14 protein-coding genes are annotated in these 18,722 nt (G+C 74.6%); 7 read left to right on the top strand and 7 right to left on the bottom strand.

Annotation, left to right across the window (positions count from 1 at the left end; genetic code table 11):
- Window positions 1-400: 400 nt before the first annotated feature.
- On the bottom strand, window positions 401-1,261 hold the full coding sequence (locus tag ACZ7JA_RS24370; RefSeq protein WP_470810417.1) for a hypothetical protein: 861 nt from the start codon (window positions 1,259-1,261) through the stop codon (window positions 401-403).
- A gap of 182 nt (window positions 1,262-1,443) precedes the next feature.
- On the opposite strand from ACZ7JA_RS24370, the gene ACZ7JA_RS24365 reads away from it, so the two are divergent.
- The 3 genes from ACZ7JA_RS24365 (at window position 1,444) to ACZ7JA_RS24355 (ending at window position 4,590) form a co-directional block, all read left to right on the top strand.
- Window positions 1,444-1,587, top strand: a complete 144-nt coding sequence (locus ACZ7JA_RS24365) for a hypothetical protein (RefSeq protein WP_351668402.1) — start codon at window positions 1,444-1,446, stop codon at window positions 1,585-1,587.
- A gap of 194 nt (window positions 1,588-1,781) precedes the next feature.
- A complete protein-coding gene (locus tag ACZ7JA_RS24360) occupies window positions 1,782-2,579 on the top strand; it encodes a glutathione S-transferase C-terminal domain-containing protein (RefSeq protein ID WP_470810414.1) in 798 nt (265 codons plus the stop codon).
- A 226-nt stretch (window positions 2,580-2,805) separates the two neighbouring features.
- Entirely contained in the window at window positions 2,806-4,590 is a 1,785-nt protein-coding gene (locus ACZ7JA_RS24355; protein WP_470810412.1) for a LuxR family transcriptional regulator AbsR2, read from the top strand.
- Window positions 4,591-4,698: 108 nt separating this feature from the next.
- Here ACZ7JA_RS24355 and ACZ7JA_RS24350 read toward each other — a convergent pair whose 3' ends face one another.
- On the bottom strand, window positions 4,699-7,311 hold the full coding sequence (locus ACZ7JA_RS24350; protein WP_470810410.1) for a CHAT domain-containing protein: 2,613 nt from the start codon (window positions 7,309-7,311) through the stop codon (window positions 4,699-4,701).
- Between the two features lie 145 nt (window positions 7,312-7,456).
- Here ACZ7JA_RS24350 and ACZ7JA_RS24345 point away from each other — a divergent pair, with 145 nt between their 5' ends.
- From ACZ7JA_RS24345 to ACZ7JA_RS24335, 3 genes are read left to right on the top strand one after another with little or no spacing between them, the layout of a single operon-like run.
- The gene (locus tag ACZ7JA_RS24345; RefSeq protein ID WP_389301359.1) at window positions 7,457-8,881 is read left to right on the top strand and encodes a S8/S53 family peptidase; all 1,425 of its coding nucleotides are present in this window, start codon (window positions 7,457-7,459) and stop codon (window positions 8,879-8,881) included.
- Window positions 8,878-9,516 carry an RNA polymerase sigma factor gene (locus ACZ7JA_RS24340; RefSeq protein ID WP_470810404.1) on the top strand — a complete coding sequence of 213 codons (639 nt, stop codon included), beginning with the start codon at window positions 8,878-8,880 and terminating at the stop codon, window positions 9,514-9,516. Before ACZ7JA_RS24345 ends, ACZ7JA_RS24340 begins: the two co-directional genes overlap by 4 nt.
- Window positions 9,513-10,013, top strand: a complete 501-nt coding sequence (locus ACZ7JA_RS24335) for a hypothetical protein (RefSeq protein WP_351668408.1) — start codon at window positions 9,513-9,515, stop codon at window positions 10,011-10,013. Before ACZ7JA_RS24340 ends, ACZ7JA_RS24335 begins: the two co-directional genes overlap by 4 nt.
- A gap of 377 nt (window positions 10,014-10,390) precedes the next feature.
- Here ACZ7JA_RS24335 and ACZ7JA_RS24330 read toward each other — a convergent pair whose 3' ends face one another.
- The 3 genes from ACZ7JA_RS24330 to ACZ7JA_RS24320 all read right to left on the bottom strand — a co-directional run bounded on the left by ACZ7JA_RS24330 (window position 10,391) and on the right by ACZ7JA_RS24320 (window position 14,935).
- A complete protein-coding gene (locus ACZ7JA_RS24330; RefSeq protein ID WP_389301363.1) occupies window positions 10,391-11,632 on the bottom strand; it encodes a cytochrome P450 in 1,242 nt (413 codons plus the stop codon).
- Window positions 11,633-11,721: 89 nt separating this feature from the next.
- Entirely contained in the window at window positions 11,722-12,525 is an 804-nt protein-coding gene (locus ACZ7JA_RS24325; RefSeq protein ID WP_450752392.1) for an N-formylglutamate amidohydrolase, read from the bottom strand.
- Window positions 12,526-12,715: 190 nt separating this feature from the next.
- Complete coding sequence (locus tag ACZ7JA_RS24320) at window positions 12,716-14,935, bottom strand: NADP-dependent isocitrate dehydrogenase (protein WP_351668125.1); 2,220 nt, start codon at window positions 14,933-14,935, stop codon at window positions 12,716-12,718.
- A gap of 234 nt (window positions 14,936-15,169) precedes the next feature.
- Here ACZ7JA_RS24320 and ACZ7JA_RS24315 point away from each other — a divergent pair, with 234 nt between their 5' ends.
- Window positions 15,170-16,726 carry a M1 family metallopeptidase gene (locus tag ACZ7JA_RS24315; RefSeq protein WP_389301370.1) on the top strand — a complete coding sequence of 519 codons (1,557 nt, stop codon included), beginning with the start codon at window positions 15,170-15,172 and terminating at the stop codon, window positions 16,724-16,726.
- Here the strand turns inward: ACZ7JA_RS24315 and ACZ7JA_RS24310 are convergent, their stop codons facing one another.
- Both ACZ7JA_RS24310 and ACZ7JA_RS24305 read right to left on the bottom strand, forming a co-directional pair.
- On the bottom strand, window positions 16,727-17,140 hold the full coding sequence (locus ACZ7JA_RS24310; RefSeq protein ID WP_351668121.1) for a DUF4186 domain-containing protein: 414 nt from the start codon (window positions 17,138-17,140) through the stop codon (window positions 16,727-16,729).
- A gap of 37 nt (window positions 17,141-17,177) precedes the next feature.
- The gene (locus ACZ7JA_RS24305) at window positions 17,178-18,263 is read right to left on the bottom strand and encodes a mechanosensitive ion channel family protein (protein ID WP_389301373.1); all 1,086 of its coding nucleotides are present in this window, start codon (window positions 18,261-18,263) and stop codon (window positions 17,178-17,180) included.
- Between the last annotated feature and the right edge of the window lie 459 nt (window positions 18,264-18,722).

The raw sequence follows: 18,722 nt of genomic DNA, 5'->3' as shown, positions 1-18,722 counted from the left end.
TTCCGCATGTCCGCGAAGACCCGCCGCCCAGACTGACCCGAACGCCGGTACTTCCGCGCGTGTCCGTCCCGGACGGTCCGGTCGTACGCGGCGCCCGGGTTGGCGTCGACGGGCAGTTGGCGCGGGCTGCGGGAGGTATCGGGGTGGGTCGGTTGATCGTGGCTGCAGAGGGCATTACCGCGTTCCTTCCCAGCACGCCGCCCCACGTCCCGGCCGCACGGCGGACGACCGTCGGCGAGCGGCCCGGCTTCTCCCGCGGACCGACGGGCCGCGTCATGCGCGGTGCCTCGTCGGATGTCGGGCGGGTTGCTCCGTACGGCCGGACCCACTGATTCGAGTGGATCACCGCGGCCGGGGCGCGGCAACCGCGCCGGGCGGCGCACGGGTGGAGCGCGGGACGTCAGTCCAGCGTGCTCGGGGTCGGGGAGGGGGTCTTGCCGGCGAGCACCTGCTGCAGCCGCTGGGTGCCCTGCTGGACCGCCGTCTCCGTGCTGTCGTGATCGACGCCGGACGGGCCGCCGTTGGTGACGAGGATCCCCGAGGACCCGACCCGCACGGCGGCCACGTCCAGCTTGAGCGTGACGGGCTCCCCGTTCGAGGTGCCCTGCACCGTCAGGGTGAGGCCCTGCCTGCCGTCCCCCGCGGCGGGCAGCGGACTGCTCACGACCTGCACGGTCCGCTTGCCGCCGTCCGTGCCGGTCACGGTGAACTGGTCGCAGGTGTCGGGGAGGCTCTTCATCCAGTCCAGGGACTTCTCCAGCGATCCCTTGCCGTAGTCGCCCACCTGGTACAGCAGCCGGGCGTCGCCCTGGGTGAAGCCGGTGAGCGCCGACGCCCCCACCGGCCGGCCCAGCAGGGTGTCCGAGTACAGGCTGTCCAGCAGCTTCTGGCAGTCCTGGGAGCTGGTCCTGCCGTTCAGGAACGAGGCGACGTCGACCTTGCCGGCCAGCAGCTTGTCGCGCCAGCTCGACGCGTTGTTCACCTGCGTCCACCCGTCCTCGAGGTCGGCCTCGGTGATCAGCGCGGCCTTCGCCCCGTTCGTGGTCAGCGCCCGCGACGCCGACGCGGACGGGGTGGTCGGCGAGGGGGAGGACGGGGACAGGGAGGACACGGACGGGGACGACGGGGACCGCTTCGCCGCCGGGGTGGCGGGCGCGGCCTCCGGGGTCCCGGTGTCGCCCGCGCAGGCGGAGGTGCCCAGCAGGGTCCCCGTCGCCAGCGCCGAGGCGAGAACACGTGCGGGGCGGGACGGACGGTGCATCGCGGCGGCCTCCTCAGAGCGCGGTACGTCCCTCCACATCAGCACCGGCCCGGCCGGCCGACGAGCGCAGTGCGGCGTTCGAGTGACCCCGTGCCGGTCCGCCGTGTGGACGGTCCCTTGACGCCGTGGCGCACCCGGCCGACACTCCAGGGAAAGGAATCCCAGCGGACAGGTAGGGAATCATGGCGCGCCTCGAGACGGTGGCCGGCCGAGCGGGCCGCACGCCGCCTCGCGCGCTTCTGCTGACCTCCCGCCTGCACATCGACCTGCTGCGCGTCTGCAGCGCCATCGGCCCGCACCGCCGGGAGCCGGCGGCGCTGAGCTGACGGCCGCCGGCCAGGCGGCGGATGTTCTCCCGCCTCCTCCCGCCGGTCGCTGCGCACCGACGGTCGTACACCGGCCGCCGTTCGCCGACGCCGGCGCGCCGGCCGCTGAACGCGAGCCGGTCCGCCCGCCCCCTCGCCGCACCCGTGCCGTATCCGCCGCGCCCGCCCACGCGCGCCCGCACCAGGGGAGACGCATGTCCATCGCTCCGCTCACCACCGTCCCGTCGCTCCGCCGTCCCGCCGCCGCCTTCCGAGGTGGGATCGGCCGGGACGCGCGCAGCGGCCACTACGCCGTGCCCCACCGCTACCGGCTCCATTTGTCGACCGCGTCCCCCGACGGGCTGCGCCTCGCCGTCGGCCACCGCCTGCTCGGGCTCGACGGCAGCTGTCCGGTGACCCTGCTGCCCGCGGCGCCCGACCAGCCCGACGGCGGCCACTCGGCACTGCGCCCGCTGTACGAGGCGAGCGCGCACCACTACACCGGGCCCGCCCTCGCGCCGGTGCTCAGCGACGACTGGTCCGGGCGCATCGTCAGCACACACGCCCCGGAGATCCTCCGCGACCTGGACCGTCTTCGGCCGAACGGCCGTGCCTCGCTGTACCCGTGCGGGGCCGAGAGCGAGATCGAGGCTGTGGAGCGGCTCTGCGCCGAGGGCATCCGGCGGGCGGCGCGCCGCGCCGGGCAGGCCGACGCCGATCCGGCCGAACGGGCCGCCGCGCTGCGTCGTCTGCTGGACACACTGGGCCGGCTGGAGCGGTACCTGGCGGGGGAGGAGTTCCTCGTCGCCGGACGGCTGACCGCCGCGGACGTCGAACTGTGGGCGTCGCTGGTCCAGTTGGCCACCGTGCACAGCCGCCGCCTCGACGCCTCCGCCGTGCGCCGCGTCGCCGGCCACCCGGTGCTGTGGGGTCACGCCCGGCGGCTGACCGCCCACCCGGCCTTCGCCGCGCACCTCGACCGGACCGCTTCCCCGGCCGTACGGCTGCTGTAGGAGCGGGACTTCCGGGCCGGTCGCGCCATGGGGCGGGCCCCGCCGGCGATGTGACGGCGAGGCCGGAGGACGTCTCCCTCCCCCGAAGGCGACGTCCCCCGACCACTCCCCCCGTGCCCGACTGTGGCCTGGACCGCCAGCGTGCCGTACCCGGTGGCCGGGCGCCTGAGCCGGGGGGTACTCAAGTCGCCCTGTATCAGAACTGAGTAGGCCCGCTCCTGTTGGTGTGACGACTCACGAACAGGACGCGAAGACGCTGGAACTGCCCTGGCCGTTCACCGGACGGGAGGACGAACTGGACCTGGTCCGCCGGGCGCTGGCGGCCGGCCGGCCGGGCATCGTGGTGACCGGGCCGGCCGGGCGCGGCAAGACCCGGCTGGTCAGGGAGGCGGTACGGGGTCTCGACTGCGCCCGGGTGACCGGAACCCCCGATACCCGGGACCTGCGCTTCGCGGCCTTCGCGCACCTGCTGTCCGACACCGTCTCACTGCACCGCGCGGTGCGGCTCCTGTCCGGGGTGCGTCTCCTCGTGGTGGACGACGCCCATCTGCTGGACGAGGCCTCCGCCGCGCTCGTGCACCAGCTCGCCGTGCACGGCGGCACCCGGCTGGCGGTGACCGCCACCGACGGCGCGCCCGCGCCCGCCGCCGTCTCCCGGCTGTGGACGGGAGAGCTGCTGCCGCGCCTGCCGTTGCCGCCGCTGCCCCGCGAGGACACCGACCGGATCCTCGCGACGGCCGGACTCGAGCCGCTCACCACGGGCCGGCTGCACCGGCTGTGCCAGGGCGATCTGAGGCTGCTGCGCGACCTGTTGGGGGCGCTGCACGACTCCGGCGTCCTCAGCGCCGTACCGGGCGGCGGCGGACGGGCGTGGCGGGGGCCGGTCCCGGTCACCGCGAGCGTCCGCGAGCGCCTGGCGGCCGTCCTCGACCGGCCCGACGCCGACGAGCGCGAGACACTGCACCGGCTCGCCTTCGCCGAGCCCCTGCCGCTCGCCCTGGACGGCCTCGACCTGGACGTGCTCGAACGCCTGGAGCAGGAAGGGCTGATCGACGTCGACGAGCACGGCTCGGTCTCCCTCGCGCATCCTCTGCACGGTCCGGTCCTGCGCGCCACCGCGGGCCCGCTGCGGGCCCGCCGGCTGGCCCGCACCCCGGACCGGTGCGGTCCGGCTCTCACGGCGGAACGCGGTGCTCTGGAGCGCCGGCTGGCGCGACACGACGTACGGGCCGTGCCGACGCCGGTCGGGGACTGGCTGCTGGCCGAGGGGCTGCCGGTCCCGGGCGGGTACGCCGCCGTACGCGCCCGGTACGCCCGGCTGCGCGGAGAGCTGCGCGAGGCGGCCGCCTGGGCCCGCGAGGGCCTGCGCGCGGAACCGGAGGACGCCGGGTGCCGTGCCGAACTCGACTTAGCGGTGTGCCAGTTCGGCGACGGCAGGGGGACGGGGGTGTGGGCCGCGGCGGCACGGGGCGACCTCGGGAGCGCCCTGGACCGCATCGCCGGGGACGAGGTGCTGGCGCTCTACGACGCCGTGCGGCTGGGGGCGCCGGAGCGGGTGGCCGGGCGGCTGCCGGGCGACGGCGTGTTCGCCCGGCACGCCGACGCGCTCGCCCGCGGCGACGGCCCCGCCCTGGACCGGGCCGCCGGGGCGCTGGCGGAACGCGGCTTCCTGCTGTTCGCGGCCGAGGCGCACGCCCAGGCCGTACCGGCCCACCGCGACCCGCGCGCCGCCCGGCTCTCCCGCACCCGGGCACTCGCACTGGCCCGCCGCTGCCAGGGCGCCCGCACCCCGGCGCTCGGCGCACTCGTCCTCGGCGACCTCACCGCCCGGCAGCGGCAGATCGTCGCGCTCGCGGCCTCCGGCCTCAGCAACCGGCAGATCGCCGAGCGGCTGACCCTCTCCGTCCGGACCGTCGGCAACCACCTGTACGGCGCCTACGCCCGCCTCGGCGCCAGCGACCGCGGCGCGCTGCCGGGACTCGCCGACCTGCCGACGGCCGAGCCCGCCTGACCGCGTGGGCTCGCGGGGCGTGCGCACCGCGCCGCATCGCGGCCCGAGCGCCCCGCTCCGGTCGGTGAATCGTTCACAGCACCCTTTTCGAACTCCCGGCGCCCCGGGTCATGCCGCCCCGAAGGCCGCGAACGCCCACCCCGTCGCCTGGTGGACCGCGTCGCCCGGCAGGGCGGCGCGGGCGTCGCGGAGGGACTCGGCCATGGACAGTCCCGCGTCGAGGCCCTTGTGCAGGGCGAGCATCAGCGGCACCACCGCAGCGTCGTTGACCGGCGCGCTGCTCGCCACCACCCCGGCCGTGCCCAGCGGCAGCAACGCGGTGACCAGCCCGAGCAGTTCGTCCGCGCCGACCGAGGCGAGCCGGGCGGTGTCGCAGCTGGAGAGGATGATCCGGTAGGGGCTGCGGGCCAGGCGCTCGAAGTCGTGGACGATCAGCGGGCCGTCGGCCATCCGCAGCGCGGAGAACAGCGGACTGTCCGCACGGAACGTACCGTGCGCGGCGATATGCGCGAGGGCCGCGCCGTCCAGATGCTCCAGCACCCGGGGCACCTCGGCCGACGGCCCCTCGAGCACCGTCGCCGCGCCGTACCGGCCGGCCAGCTCGGGCACCTCGGCGCCGCCGGTGGCCAGGCCCGGGCCGCGGACCAGCACATGCCGGCCGCCGCGCGGCGGCGCTGTCTCCCGGGCCCGCAGCCAACTGCCCGCCGACGGCGACACGCTGAGCACCCGCTCCCGCAGCGCGGGCAGCAGCGCCCACGGCACCCGGTGCAGCGCGCCCGGCGGCACGATCACCACCGGGCCGGACCCCAGGTGCGCCGCGGCACCGCCCAGCAGCAGTTCCTCCAGGCGCCGGCCCGCCGCCTCCACCAGCGGCAGCCGCGCCTCACCGCCCGGATGCGCGAGCCGGCGCAGCCCCGCCTGCACGTGCTCGGCCTCGGCGACCGCCTCCGCGAGCACCCCGCCCGCGAACCGCCGGACCCGGCCCCGCCCGCAGAGCAGGATGTGCACCCGCCCGTCCACCACGGCGAGTTCGACCAGCCGCGCGTCCCCGAGCCGGTCCAGCAGCCGGGCCGTGTCGAAGCGGCCGCCGGCGCCGGGCGCGTCGCCGCGCATGTGGTGGGTGCGGGAGCGGATCTCCCGTTCCAGCCGCCGCTGTTCGCGCTCCAAAGTCGGCACCGGGCGGCCCTCCATCCGCGCCTCCTCCGCGCGGGCCGCTATCTCCCGGTAGGCGGTGATGCCGCCGAGCAGCGCCGGATCGGCGGGCGGCCGGGCGGGCGGCGCGGCCAGCACGGTCGCCCGCCAGCGCTCGCTCCACTCCAGCAGCCGCCGCGGGCCGCCGTGCGCCAGGCTCACCTCCTGGGCCAGCGCGGCCAGTTCCGCCCCCTGCGCGGTGGCACGGGCGCGCAGCTCGGAGGCGCCGAGCGTCATCCGGTGGTCGTCGAGCACGGCCAGGCCCCGCCGGCACGCCTGCAGCACACCCCGTCCGGAACCGGCCGCCCGGGCGCGCAGCGCCTGCGCCACCCAGCCCGTCACCCTGGCCGGCGGCGGACCGGAGTACCGGCTGCGCGCGGCGGCCGCCAGATGCCGCTCCGCGTCGGCCGTCCGGCCCAGCGCCAGCGCGATCCGCCCGGCGAGCAGCGAGGCCTCCGGCGCCGCCGGCGACCCGAAGGCGGCCAGCCGCTCGGCGACCCGCGCCGCGTCCGCCACCAGCCGGCCCGACCCGGGCCCCGCCGCCGCCCGCGCCTCGGTGAGCACCAGCCGTGCGTGCGTCTCCCACCAGGTCCGCCGCTGCCTGGCGAACAGCCGTACCGCGTGGGCCGCACGGTCGGTCGCGACGTCCGCCTTCCCGGCCGAGCGGGCCGCGCGCGCGGCGGCCAGCAGCAGTTCCGCCTTGCGGGTGGACTGACCGCCGATCCGGTCCAGCAGCGCGATCGCGGTGTCCGCCTCGGCCAGCGACTCGGGGGCGAGCCCGGCGGCCATCAGCACCTCGCAGCGCCGCACGGACAGCATGAAGGTGGGCGTGCCGAGCTTGGCGTACCGCTCCTCGGCCTCGTCCAGCAGCCGCAGCGCGGCCGGGATGTCCCCGGAGCGGAACGCGGCGAGGCCCCGGCTCTCCACCGCGTCCGCCTTGTCGTGCTCCTGGCCGGTGGTGTCCCACAGCCGCTCCGCCGCCGTGAAGTCGGCGACCGCCCGGTCCACCGCCCCCAGCGCCAGATGCACCGTGGCCCGCAGGGTCAGCGCCCGCGCGGTCCAGATCCCGTCGCGGGCCTGCCGCAGGGCCGGAAGCGCCCGCCGTACGTCCTCCAGCGCCTCCCGGTGGTGCCCCAGCACCCACCACACGTAGGCCCGCCGGTACCGCACCCGCGCCCTGGTGTGTCCGCCGCCCCGCGCGACCCCCCGCTCGAACGCCGCGAGCCCTTGCCGGGTGCGCCCCGCGTGCACCAATGCGACCCCCAGGGTCGCGAGCACGTCCGCCTCCCGCTCCGCCGACTCGGCGCGCGCGGCCAGGTCCCGGGCCCGGCGCAGATGGCCAAGGGCGACCCGGAGGTCGCCGAAGTCCCGCTGCCAGATGCCGAGCACCTGGTGCGCGACGCTGGCGTTCAGTGGGGGCGGGCCGGTCCGCAGCACGTGCTCCGCCCGCGCCCGTGCCTCGCCCGGATCGGCGAACACCATGGGCAGCAGTTCGAGGACCGAGTCGCTTCCCGCTGTCACCCCTCGCATGGTAGTGGCCTGCGCAAACCCGCCCCACGGGTTCGCCGTCGCCACTCGGGGCCGTACTCGCGCGCCGGCCGGCTGCGTCAAGCTGTATCAACCGGCCGGCGGGCGACTCTGACTGTCGGACACCGTCTCAGGGGGAGGACTCACCATGGCACCTCGGCGATTCCACGAGCAGTTCGACCACATCCAGCGCGCGATGCCCGGCACCGCGCTGGCCATGGGGCCGGACGACGCCGCGGAGTTCCTCTACGAGAAGGGCGTCGTCCTCGCCCGCGACGGCGAGGAGGCCCGGCTGGTCGAGGACACCGTGCGCGGCCACTTCACCGAGACGCGCGGCCTGGTCCCGGACCATGTGCGCCGGACCGGCCCGGCGGCCAACCGCACCGGCGTCACCCGGATCCGGGTCGGCGACCCCACCCTCGGCGAGGACGTCGTCCCGCACGCCCTGGGCGCCCTGCGCGAGGCCGAGGGCCGTCAGGGCCGCCGCCTGGTCAGCCGCAACCACGTCGTGCACATCGCGGTCAACGCCTGCCCCGGGGACGAACCCGTCCCCGCGCCGCGCGGTGCGCGTCCCAACCCCGGCCCGGTGGACGCCCCGTACGACCCGGACACCGCCGTCGGCGTCCTCGTCGTCGACACCGGCCTCGTGCACGATCACGGCTCCTACCCGCTGCTCGCCCACACCACCGGCGACCCGCAGGTCAGCGAGACCGGTCCGGACGGTGTGCTGCGGCAGTACGTCGGGCACGGCACGTTCATCGCCGGGATCGTCGCGGCCGTCGCCCCCAACACCGACGTCACCGTGCGCGGCACGCTCGCCGACGCGGGCGCCGTCCTGGAGTCGGAGTTCGGCGCCAGACTCTTCGAGGCCGTCGACCAGGGCGGCTGGCCCGACATCATCAGCCTCTCGGCCGGCACGTCCAACGGCCGCGCCGACGGCCTGCTCGGCCTCGACGCCTTCATGCGCGAACTGCGCGAGCAGGGCACCCTGCTGGTCGCCGCCGCGGGCAACAACGCCAGCGACAACCCGTTCTGGCCGGCCGCCTACGCCGCGCTGCCGGAGTACGAGGACTGCGTGCTGTCGGTCGGCGCGCTGCGCGGTGACGGCGAGTCGGGCGCCTGCTTCAGCAACCACGGCCCCTGGGTGCGGGTCTACGCCCCCGGCGAGCGCCTCACCAGCGCCCTCACCGGCTTCCGCGCACCCGTGCCGTACGTCTACCAGCACTCCACCTACGACGCCTGCCGGTACGACTGCGGGTACGTCTGCACCTGCCAGTACCCGCGGCACACCGGCGTGCTGAGCGAGGCGGGCGAGAGCGGCGCCGGCAAACCCGAGCAGGTGATGTTCGAAGGCCTCGCGCAGTGGAGCGGCACCTCCTTCGCCACCCCGGTCGTCGCCGGGCTCGTCGCCGCCCACATGACGGCGCACAAGGAGCGCGACCCCCGCGCGGCCCGGGCCCGACTGCTCGCGACCGTCACCGAGTCCGCCGAGGTGCGCGGGGCGCACGTACCGGTGCTCCGGCCGTCCACCTGGCGGCCGACCCCCGTCGCGATCCCGGTCCGGCCGGTATGAGGGCCGGAACGCTCACCTCCACGGCGTACGATGACGTGCCGTACACGAGGGGTGGAGCCGTGGACCGAACAGAGGTCGGCGCGCTGGTCCGGTCCGCGGTCGACGGCGACGCGGGGGCCTGGAAGGCGCTGGTGGAGGGACTGAGTCCGCTGGTGTGGTCGGTGGTGCGCGCACACCGGCTCTCCGACGCCGACGCGCACGAGGTCTACCAGACCGTGTGGTTCCGCTTCGCCCAGCACCTCCACCGCCTCCGGGAACCGGACAAGGCGGGCTCCTGGCTCGCCAGCACCGCCCGCAACGAGTGCCTGAAGGTGCTCAAGGGGCTGGCCCGGCTGACCCTGACGGACGATCCGCAGGTGCTGGACCGGGCCAGCGAGGAACGGACCCCGGAGCAGTCGCTGATCGACTCCGAGGAGGAGGCCGCGCAGGCGGAGCGGATCCGCCGGCTCTGGCAGGAGTTCGAGGCGCTCGGCGAGCGGTGCCGGCAGTTGCTGCGGGTGCTGATGGCCTCGCCGCCGCCGAGCTATCTGGAGGTATCGGTCGCGCTCGGCATCGCGGTCGGCAGCATCGGCCCGCTGCGCCAGCGCTGTCTGCGCCGGCTGCGGGCCCGGATGGACGCACGGGAGGCGGCATGAGCGGCGCCCACGACGACGCCTTCCCCGAGGAGGGCTTCGACGACGCCGGGTTCGACGACACCGGGATCGACGGGGACCTGCTGGAGGAGGAACTGCGCCGGGCGGCCGCCGCGCTGGACCCGGTCCCGGCCGAGCTGCGCCAGATCGCCCTGGGCGCCTACGCGCTGCACGACCTGGACGGCGACATCGCCGAGCTGACCTTCGACTCGCTGGTGGACGCGCTGCCCGTCAGGGGAATGCCGGACGCGCCGCGGATGCTGACCTTCCGAGCGGGCGGCCTGACCGTGGACGTCGAGGTCACCGGCGAGGGACTGATCGGCCAGGTGCTGCCCCCGGGCCCGGCCCGCGTCGAGGTCCTGGGCGGCCCCCTGGCGGCCCGCCCCGTCGCGGTCGACACCCTCGGCCGCTTCACCAGCGACACCCCGCCGGCCGGCCCGTTCGCCCTGCGGCTGCGCACCGGCGGCCAGGTCGTCGTCACGGAGTGGCTGCGGGCCTAGGGCCTGTCTGACGATTCCCGCCTGCCGCGCGACGCCATGCACGCACTCTCGCCGCACCGGCCCCAGACCCGAGTACGTCCAGTACACGGCCCTGGAGCCGGCCCGCCGAGAGCACGCACCTGACGCCGCGCGGCCGCCCTTCGGGCGACGACGCGAATCGTCAGACAGGCCCTGGGCCGTGTCCGCAAAGTCGCGTCTGCGTCACGACGCCCGGCACGCACTCTCGCCGCACCGGCCGAAAGCCCGAGTACACCCAGTACGAGGGCATCCGGCCGGCACGCCCAGAGCACGCACCGGACGCCGCGACGCCCGCCCTGCGGGCGAACGACGCGACTTTGCGGACACGACCTAGGCCGTGTGCGGCCCGCGCACGCCGGTCACCATGTGACGGGCAGGGTGCGCGGGCCGCGGATCATCGTCTTGTGCCGCCACCGGACCTCGTCCGGCGGGACGGCGAGGCGCAGGGCGGGCAGCCGGTCCAGGAGGGTGTCGACGAGCAGCTCGGTCTGGAGCCGGGCGAGGACGGCGCCGGTGCAGTAGTGCGGGCCGTTGCCGAAGGCCAGGTGCGGGTTGGGGTGCCGGTCCGGGTCGATGCGGTCGGGGTCGGGGAAGACGGCCGGATCGCGGTTTGCGGCGAGGTAGGACACGTAGACCGGTTCACCCGCCGCGATCCGGTGGCCGGCGACCTCGACGTCCTCCAGGGCGATCCGGGCGAGCCCGACCGTGCTGCGGTGCGGGATGTGGCGCAGCAGTTCGTCCAGGACCGGGCCGCGCGCGTCGGGGCGGCTGCGGACGCGCTCCATCAGCTCCGGGCGGGTCAGCATCAGGAACAGCATCTGGCCGCAGTTGTGGGTGACCGCCTCGCCGCCGATCTGCAGCGGCCCGGCGAGACCGACGGCCTCCTCCTCGCTGATCTCGCCCCGGGACACGGCGGCGCCGAGCAGCGCGTAGACGTCCTCGTCCGTGCTGTGCGCGCGGGACCGGACGGCCGTGGTGATCCAGCCGTACAGGCCCGTCTTCGCGGCCTGGGCGGCCTCGGCGCCGCCGGAGGTGGAGATGATCTGCCGGGTCCAGGCGTGCACCTGCTCACGGTCGGCGGGCGGCACGCCCATGACCTCGCTGACGACCGTGATCGGGAACGGCTCCAGCACCCGCTCGACCAGGTCCGCGGGCGGCCCGTCCCGTACGACGCCGTCCACCAGCCCGTCCAGGATCCGCTGCGCGCGGGGCCGCAGCCGCTTCATGGCGCTCACCGTGAAGGCGCCGGCGACCGGCCTGCGCAGCCGGTTGTGCTCGGGCTGGTCGGCCCAGGCCAGCGAGCCCGGGCGGGGCGAGAAGTCCGGGGCGAGCCGGGTGACCTGACGGCGGGTCACCTCGGCGCGGCCGAAGCGCGGATCGTTGGTGATCAGCTTCACGTCCTCGTAGCGGGTGGCGAGCCACGCCCACCCCTCGCCGAACGGCAGCCGGACGCGGGTCAGCGGGCCTTCGCGCATGAGCCCGGCGAGGACCGGGTCGAAGTCCGTCCCGTCCAGGTCGAGCGGCAGCCAGTCCCGCACGGGCGGCGGCCAGTCCCGCTCGGGCGGTGCGGCCGGGCCGGTGAGCGTGATCTCCTCCGTCATGCCCACCACCTTCGTACGCGCCCCGCCCGGTGTCCTGCGGGAGTGCTCCAGCCGGAGGGCCCGCGCCCGCGCCGGGGCCGGCCGCGCGGCTAGACGGCGTCCACGAGCGCGGCCAGCGCCCCGGCCAGGTCCTCGACACCCGGTCCGGCGGGGCCGCCGGGCTCGGTCATGTAGGTGTCCCGGCGGATCTCCACCATCAGCGCACTCACCCGCGCCTCGCGCCCGTAGTACTCCAGCGGCACGTAGGTCCCGCTGAACGGGCTGTCCAGCCCCGTCTCCCCGCACCCGGCGAACGCCCGCAGCGCCGCCTCGCGCAGCCGGGACGGCGTGTGGAAGGCGTCCGTGCCCAGGCACACGGGCGGCCGCGGACCGGCCCCGTGCAGCTCGTACGGCAGGGCCTCGCGCGGATAGGAGTGCACGTCGATCACGATCGCGCGCCCGGTCGCGGCCAGCCGTCCGGCGACCGCCTCGGTCATCGCGCGCGCGTACGGCCGGAAGTACCGCTCGACCAGCGGTCCGGGGTCGGTGTCCGGGGAGCGCAGCACTCCGCGGTGCGTGGTCGCGGTGTACACGGCCCCCATGCCCACGGCGAGCATCTCCTCCCGCTCGTCCGGGAACCGCTCGGGGTCCACGACCAGCCGGGACAGCCGGTTGACGAACCGCCAGGGGGTGACCCCGGCGAGGGCCGCCGCCCGCTCCGCGATCCGCGCGGTGTGCGCGTCGGTGATGTGGTCCAGCTCCCGCTCCAGCGCCGCGTCGTCCAGCACGATCCCCTCACGGACGTCGGCCGGTATCGCCCGCGACGAGTGCGGCACGTGCAGCAGCACGGGCGACTCGGCGGCGCCGGGCAGGAGTTCGAACGAGGGGGCGTACGGGGGCACGGGCTGCTCCATGGGCGTCGGCCGGACGGTGTGTGATCAAGGTGCCACACGGCACTGACAACGCCCTCCGCACCGGCTCCCGCCGGGCGGCGGACCGGGACGGACGCGCCGGCGCACCGGCTCCCGGCACGCCTCCGCCCCGGCCGGGGGAACCGGCCGGGGCGGAGGATCACTCGACGGTGCGGCTGGTGCGCCGCGGGCGTCAGCTCAGCGACGCGAGAGCCGAGTTCCAGGTGGCCGACGGGCGCATGACCGCGTCCGCCTTGGCCTTCTCCGGCTGGAAGTAGCCGCCGATGTCGGCCGGCTTGCCCTGCACGGCGATCAGCTCGTCGACGATCTTCTGCTCGTCGGCCGCGAGGGTCTCGGCGAGCGGGGCGAACGCCTTCGCCAGGTCGGCGTCGTCGCTCTGGCCGGCCAGCTCCTGCGCCCAGTACAGGGACAGGTAGAAGTGGCTGCCGCGGTTGTCGATGCCGCCGAGGCGACGGGTCGGGGACTTGTCCTCGTTGAGGAACGTCGCCGTGGCGCGGTCGAGGGTGTCGGCGAGGACCTTGGCGCGGGTGTTGCCGGTGGCCGCCGCGTACTGCTCCAGGGACGGCACCAGGGCGAAGAACTCGCCCAGGGAGTCCCAGCGCAGGTAGTTCTCCTTGACGAGCTGCTGCACGTGCTTCGGCGCGGAGCCGCCGGCGCCGGTCTCGAACAGGCCGCCGCCCGCCATCAGCGGGACGACCGACAGCATCTTGGCGCTGGTGCCCAGCTCCAGGATCGGGAACAGGTCGGTCAGGTAGTCGCGCAGCACGTTGCCGGTGACCGAGATGGTGTTCTCGCCGCGGCGGATGCGCTCCACCGACAGCTTGGTGGCCTCGACCGGCGACAGGATCCGGATGTCCAGGCCCTCGGTGTCGTGCTCCGGCAGGTACTGCTCGACCTTGGCGATCAGGTTGGCGTCGTGGGCGCGGGTGGCGTCCAGCCAAAAGACGGCCGGGTCGCCGGTGGCGCGGGCGCGGGTGACGGCCAGCTTCACCCAGTCCTTGATCGGCGCGTCCTTGGTCTGGCAGGCGCGGAAGATGTCGCCGGCGGAGACCGCCTGCTCGATCACGACGTCACCGGCCTGGTCGACCAGGCGGACGGTGCCGGTGACCGGGATCTCGAAGGTCTTGTCGTGGCTGCCGTACTCCTCGGCCTTCTGCGCCATCAGACCGACGTTCGGGACGGAGCCCATGGTCGACGGGTCGTAGGCGCCGTTGGCGCGGCAGTCCTCGATCACGGCCTGGTAGACGCCGGCGTACGAGGAGTCCGGCAGCACCGCGAGGGTGTCGGCCTCCTGGCCGTCCGGGCCCCACATGTGACCGGAGGTGCGGATCATGGCCGGCATCGAGGCGTCGACGATGACGTCGGACGGCACGTGCAGGTTGGTGATGCCCTTGTCGGAGTCGACCATGGCCAGCGCCGGGCCCTCGGCCAGCTCGGCGTCGAAGGAGGCCTTGATCTCGGCGCCCTCGGGCAGCGACTCGATGCCCTTGAGGATGCCGCCCAGGCCGTCGTTCGGGGTCAGGCCGGCGGCGGCGAAGGTCTCGCCGTACTTCGCGAACGTCTTCGGGAAGAAGGCGCGCACCACGTGGCCGAAGACGATCGGGTCGGAGACCTTCATCATCGTGGCCTTCAGGTGCACGGAGAACAGGACGCCCTCCTCCTTGGCCCGGGCGACCTGCGCGGTCAGGAACTCGCGCAGCGCGCCGACGCGCATCACGGAGGCGTCGACGACCTCGCCCGCGAGGACCGGCACCGACTCGCGCAGCACGGTGGTCGAGCCGTCGTCGCCCTTGAGCTCGATGCGCAGGGCGCCGGCCTCGGAGATCACCACGGACTTCTCCGTGGAGCGGAAGTCGTCCACGCCCATCGTCGCCACGTTGGTCTTGGAGTCGGAGCTCCAGGCGCCCATGCGGTGCGGGTGGGTCTTGGCGTAGTTCTTCACGGAGGCGGGGGCGCGTCGGTCGGAGTTGCCCTCGCGCAGGACCGGGTTCACCGCCGAGCCCTTGATCTTGTCGTACCGGGCGCGGATCTCGCGCTCCTCGTCCGACTTGGGGTCGTCCGGGTAGTCCGGCAGCGCGTAGCCCTTGCCCTGCAGCTCGGCGACGGCGGCCTTGAGCTGCGGGATGGACGCCGAGATGTTCGGCAGCTTGATGATGTTGGCGGCGGGCGTCTTGGCCAGCTCGCCCAGCTCGCTCAGCGCGTCGGGGATGCGCTGGTCCTCGTTCAGGTACTCCGGGAAGACGGCGATGATGCGCCCGGCCAGCGAGATGTCGCGGGTCTCCACGGGCACACCGGCCTGCGAGGCGTACGCCTGGATCACCGGCAGGAACGAGTGCGTCGCGAGGGCCGGGGCCTCGTCTGTGTAGGTGTAGATGATGGTCGAGTCAGTCACCGGGTGCTCCGCTCCACGTCTGCAACATTGCTCGACATCAAGATATCTCGTGACCGGGTCCGGCTCGACAGGGGTCCCGGCCGGAAATTCGTGCCGCCCGGGTGCAACCGATCCCGCCTTCATGTGGTCATGACAAGCGATCACCGCTGACCACGCGTGATCGCCTCCGACCGGCGGCCGGAACCGACCACCCGGCCGCCCGAACGAAAGCGGACCATGAGATATCGCACCCGAGTGACGGCCCCCGCGGCCGCGCTGATCGGCACGGCCGCGGCGCTGACGACGGGCTCCCCGGCCCAGGCCCGCCCCTCCGGCCCCGGCGCGACGGCGCACGGGGCGGCCCGCACGGCGGCCGCCCCCGGCCCCGAGACCCTCGACGACCCCGTGTTCCCCACCCTCGGCAACAAGGGCTACCGCGCCACGTCCTACCACCTGGACCTGGCCTACGACGCCACCGCCAGGACGGTCGACGCCACGGCCACCGTGCGCATACGCGCCGACCGCCCGCTCAGCCGCTTCTCGCTGGACGCCCTCGGCCTCGACATCCGGAGCGTGTCCGTCGACGGCGCCGCCGCCTCCTTCGCGCAGGCCGACGAGAAGCTGCGCGTCACGCCCGCCAGGACCCTGCGGCCGGGCGCGTCGGCCACCGTGACCGTGGCCTACTCCGCCGACCCGCGCCGCGCCCTCGCCCACACCGCCTGGGTGCCCACCCCCGACGGCTTCGCGACCTGCCCGCAGCCGAACTCCGCGCACACCGTCTTCCCGTGCAACGACCACCCCTCGGACAAGGCGCACTTCACCTTCCGCCTCACGGTCCCGAACGGCCTGCGCGCGGTGGCGAACGGGCTGCTCACCGGCACCGAGACGCTCAGCGGCGACCGCACGGCGTACTCGTACCGCTCGGCCTCCCCGATGGCCACCGAGCTGGTGCAGATCACCGTCGGCGACTACGTGGTCAAGGACCGCCAGGGCCCGCACGGCCTGCCGCTGCGCGATGTCGTGCCCGCCGCCCGCGCCGCAGCCCTGGAACCGGCGCTCGCCCTCACCCCCGGCCTGGTGACCTGGCTGGAGGACCGGCTGGGCGCCTACCCGTTCGAGACGTACGGCCTGCTGCCGTGCAACTCCGACGACCCCGCGGCCTTCGACTTCACCGGCCTGGAGACGCAGACCCTCACCCTGTACAAGCCGAACTTCCTGCTCCAGCCGGAGCGGAGCATCGGCTCGCACATGATGCACGAGCTGGTCCACTCCTGGTTCGGCAACCTGGTCAGCCCCGCCACCTGGGCCGACCTGTGGCTGAACGAGGGCCACGCGGACTTCTACGGGCTGCTCTACCGCTACGAGCGCGGCTGGGCCGACTCCCTCGGCCTGACCACCATGGAAGCCCGGATGAAGGACACCTACGCGCGCGGCGACCAGTGGCGCCACGATTCCGGCCCGGTGGCCGCCCCGAACGAGACCAACCTCTTCGACAGCCAGCGCTACCTGGGCGGCGTCCTCGTGCTGTACGCATTCCGGCAGCTCGTCGGCGAGCAGGTGTTCACCGCCGTCGAGCGCGCCTTCCTGGAGCGCTTCCGCGACTGCTCGGCGAGCACCGCCGACTACATCGACGTCGCCTCCGAGGTCTCCGGGCAGGACCAGTCCGGCTTCCTGCGCGACTGGCTCTACGGGACGAAGACCCCGCGGATGCCCGGCCACCCCGACTGGACGGTGAACCCGGTCGCCTCGTCCTTCGCGGCCCCGCACAGCAGGCGCGGCGGCCACTGGCACGAGAACTCGGCCACGCTCTGATCAGCCGTGGCGGGCGGCGCCCGGCCCGGCGCCGCCCGCCACCTCGCGCTCGATCCACCGGCAGATCACGTCCACGACGTACACCTGCTCGGCGCGGCTCAGCTCCCGCCCGCGGGGAATCCCGTGCCGGCGCTGGAGGCAGTTCCGGCAGCACGTCGCGGTGGCGTGCTGGGCGACGAACACCGGATGCCCCCGGTACGGCGTCTGCCGCCCGTCCTTGCGCGGCCGCGCCGGGGCCAGCCGCTCGGCGACCAGGTCGAAGGCGTGCCACCGGATGGTCGCCGGTCCCTTCTCGCCGGCGATGGCCAGCTCCCGGCCGCGCAGGTGGAACCTCGCCCGGAACGGCTCGCGCGCGATCGCGTCGAGCCGTTCGTCGAGGGAGCGGGCGGCCGGGTCCGGCGGCGGAGAGGTCATGGCCCTTCGAGGATATGCCGACCGCCGCCCCCGGGGCCTACTCGGAGACGGCCGGCGCCGGCTCCTCAACGCTGCGCTGCTGCGGTATCACCACCGCGCCCTGCTGCAGGGCCACCGTCCTGACCGGGGACGGGATGCGGATGCCCTCCGCGCGGTAGCGGCGGTGCAGGCTCTTGATGAACTCGTGCTTGATGCGGTACTGGTCGCTGAACTCGCCCACGCCCAGGATCACCGTGAAGCCGATGCGCGAGTCGCCGAAGGTGTGGAAGCGGATCGCGGGCTCGTGGTCCGGAACGGCGCCGGCGACCCCGGTCATCGTCTCGGCGATCACCTCGTGGGTGACGCGCTCGACGTGGTCCAGGTCGCTGTCGTAGCTCACGCCCACCTGCACCAGGATCGTCAACTGCTGCTCGGGACGCGTGTAGTTGGTCATGTTGGTCTTCGCGAGCTGGCCGTTGGGGATGACGACCAGGTTGTTGGAGAGCTGACGGACCGTCGTCTGGCGCCAGTTGATGTCCACCACATAGCCCTCCTCGCCGCTGCTGAGCCGGATGTAGTCGCCCGGCTGCACGGTCTTGGAGGCGAGGATGTGGATGCCCGCGAAGAGGTTGGCGAGGGTGTCCTGCAGGGCCAGCGCGACGGCCAGGCCGCCGACGCCCAGGGCGGTGAGCAGGGGCGCGATGGACACGCCGAGCGTCTGCAGCACCACCAGGAAGCCGATCGCCAGCACCAGCACCCGGGTGATGTTCACGAAGATGGTGGCCGAACCGGCCACGCCCGAGCGGGACTGGGTCACCGACTGGACCAGGCCCGCGATCACCCGGGCCGCGGACACCGTCACCACGAGGATCAACCACACCTCCAGGAACTGGTCGGTGTGGTGCCGGACGGTCCGGGTGAGCGGCAGCACCGCGGCGGCCGCCGCCGCGCCGCCCGCGATCGCCGCCCACGGCACGACGGAGCGCAGCGCGTCCACGATGACGTCGTCACCGCTCCAGCGGGTCCGCTTCGCGTGCTTGGCCAGCCAGCGCAGCACCGTGCGGGACAGGAAGGCCAGCAGCAGCCCCGCGGCCGCGGCGATGCCGGCGAGGACCAGGTCGTGCATGGTCAGCGCACGGTTCACCGGTCACCTCCGGGGCGCGAAGATGCGGTGCGGAGCCTGGAGTGAAGTCTCGTCACGTTGCCACCTGCTCGATGTCCGTACATGTGCGATCGCGCCGGCCGCCGATGTCGTCGGCGGGCGGCGCGATCGTTCATCCTGCCGTATCCGGCGGCCCGGTCGGCACCGGGAGGGCGCGGATCAGACGATGCCCTCGGGGAGTTCGGCCTGATCGCGGACGCGGTGCGCGGGGCAACGGCCCTCCCCGAAGCGGTGGTCGAGGATCAGCCACAAGGTCGGCGGTCACTGTCGGGGTGTCGTCCGCGCCGTGCCGTCGATGTCAACTCGACTTCTACGACGCGCAGTTGTTCACCGGGGGGGCGATCCGGCCGCCACCCGCCGGACGCGTCGAGCCGGACCCCGCGGTGCCGCACCCTGCCGTGCCCGGGGCCACCGGGGCCGGCCGGTCCCGCCGGCACCGGC

It is taken from the genome of Streptomyces sp. NPDC038135 (assembly GCF_055601245.1).
Note: the sequence above shows the minus strand (reverse complement) of the source record. Positions and strands in the feature narration are given on the sequence as shown.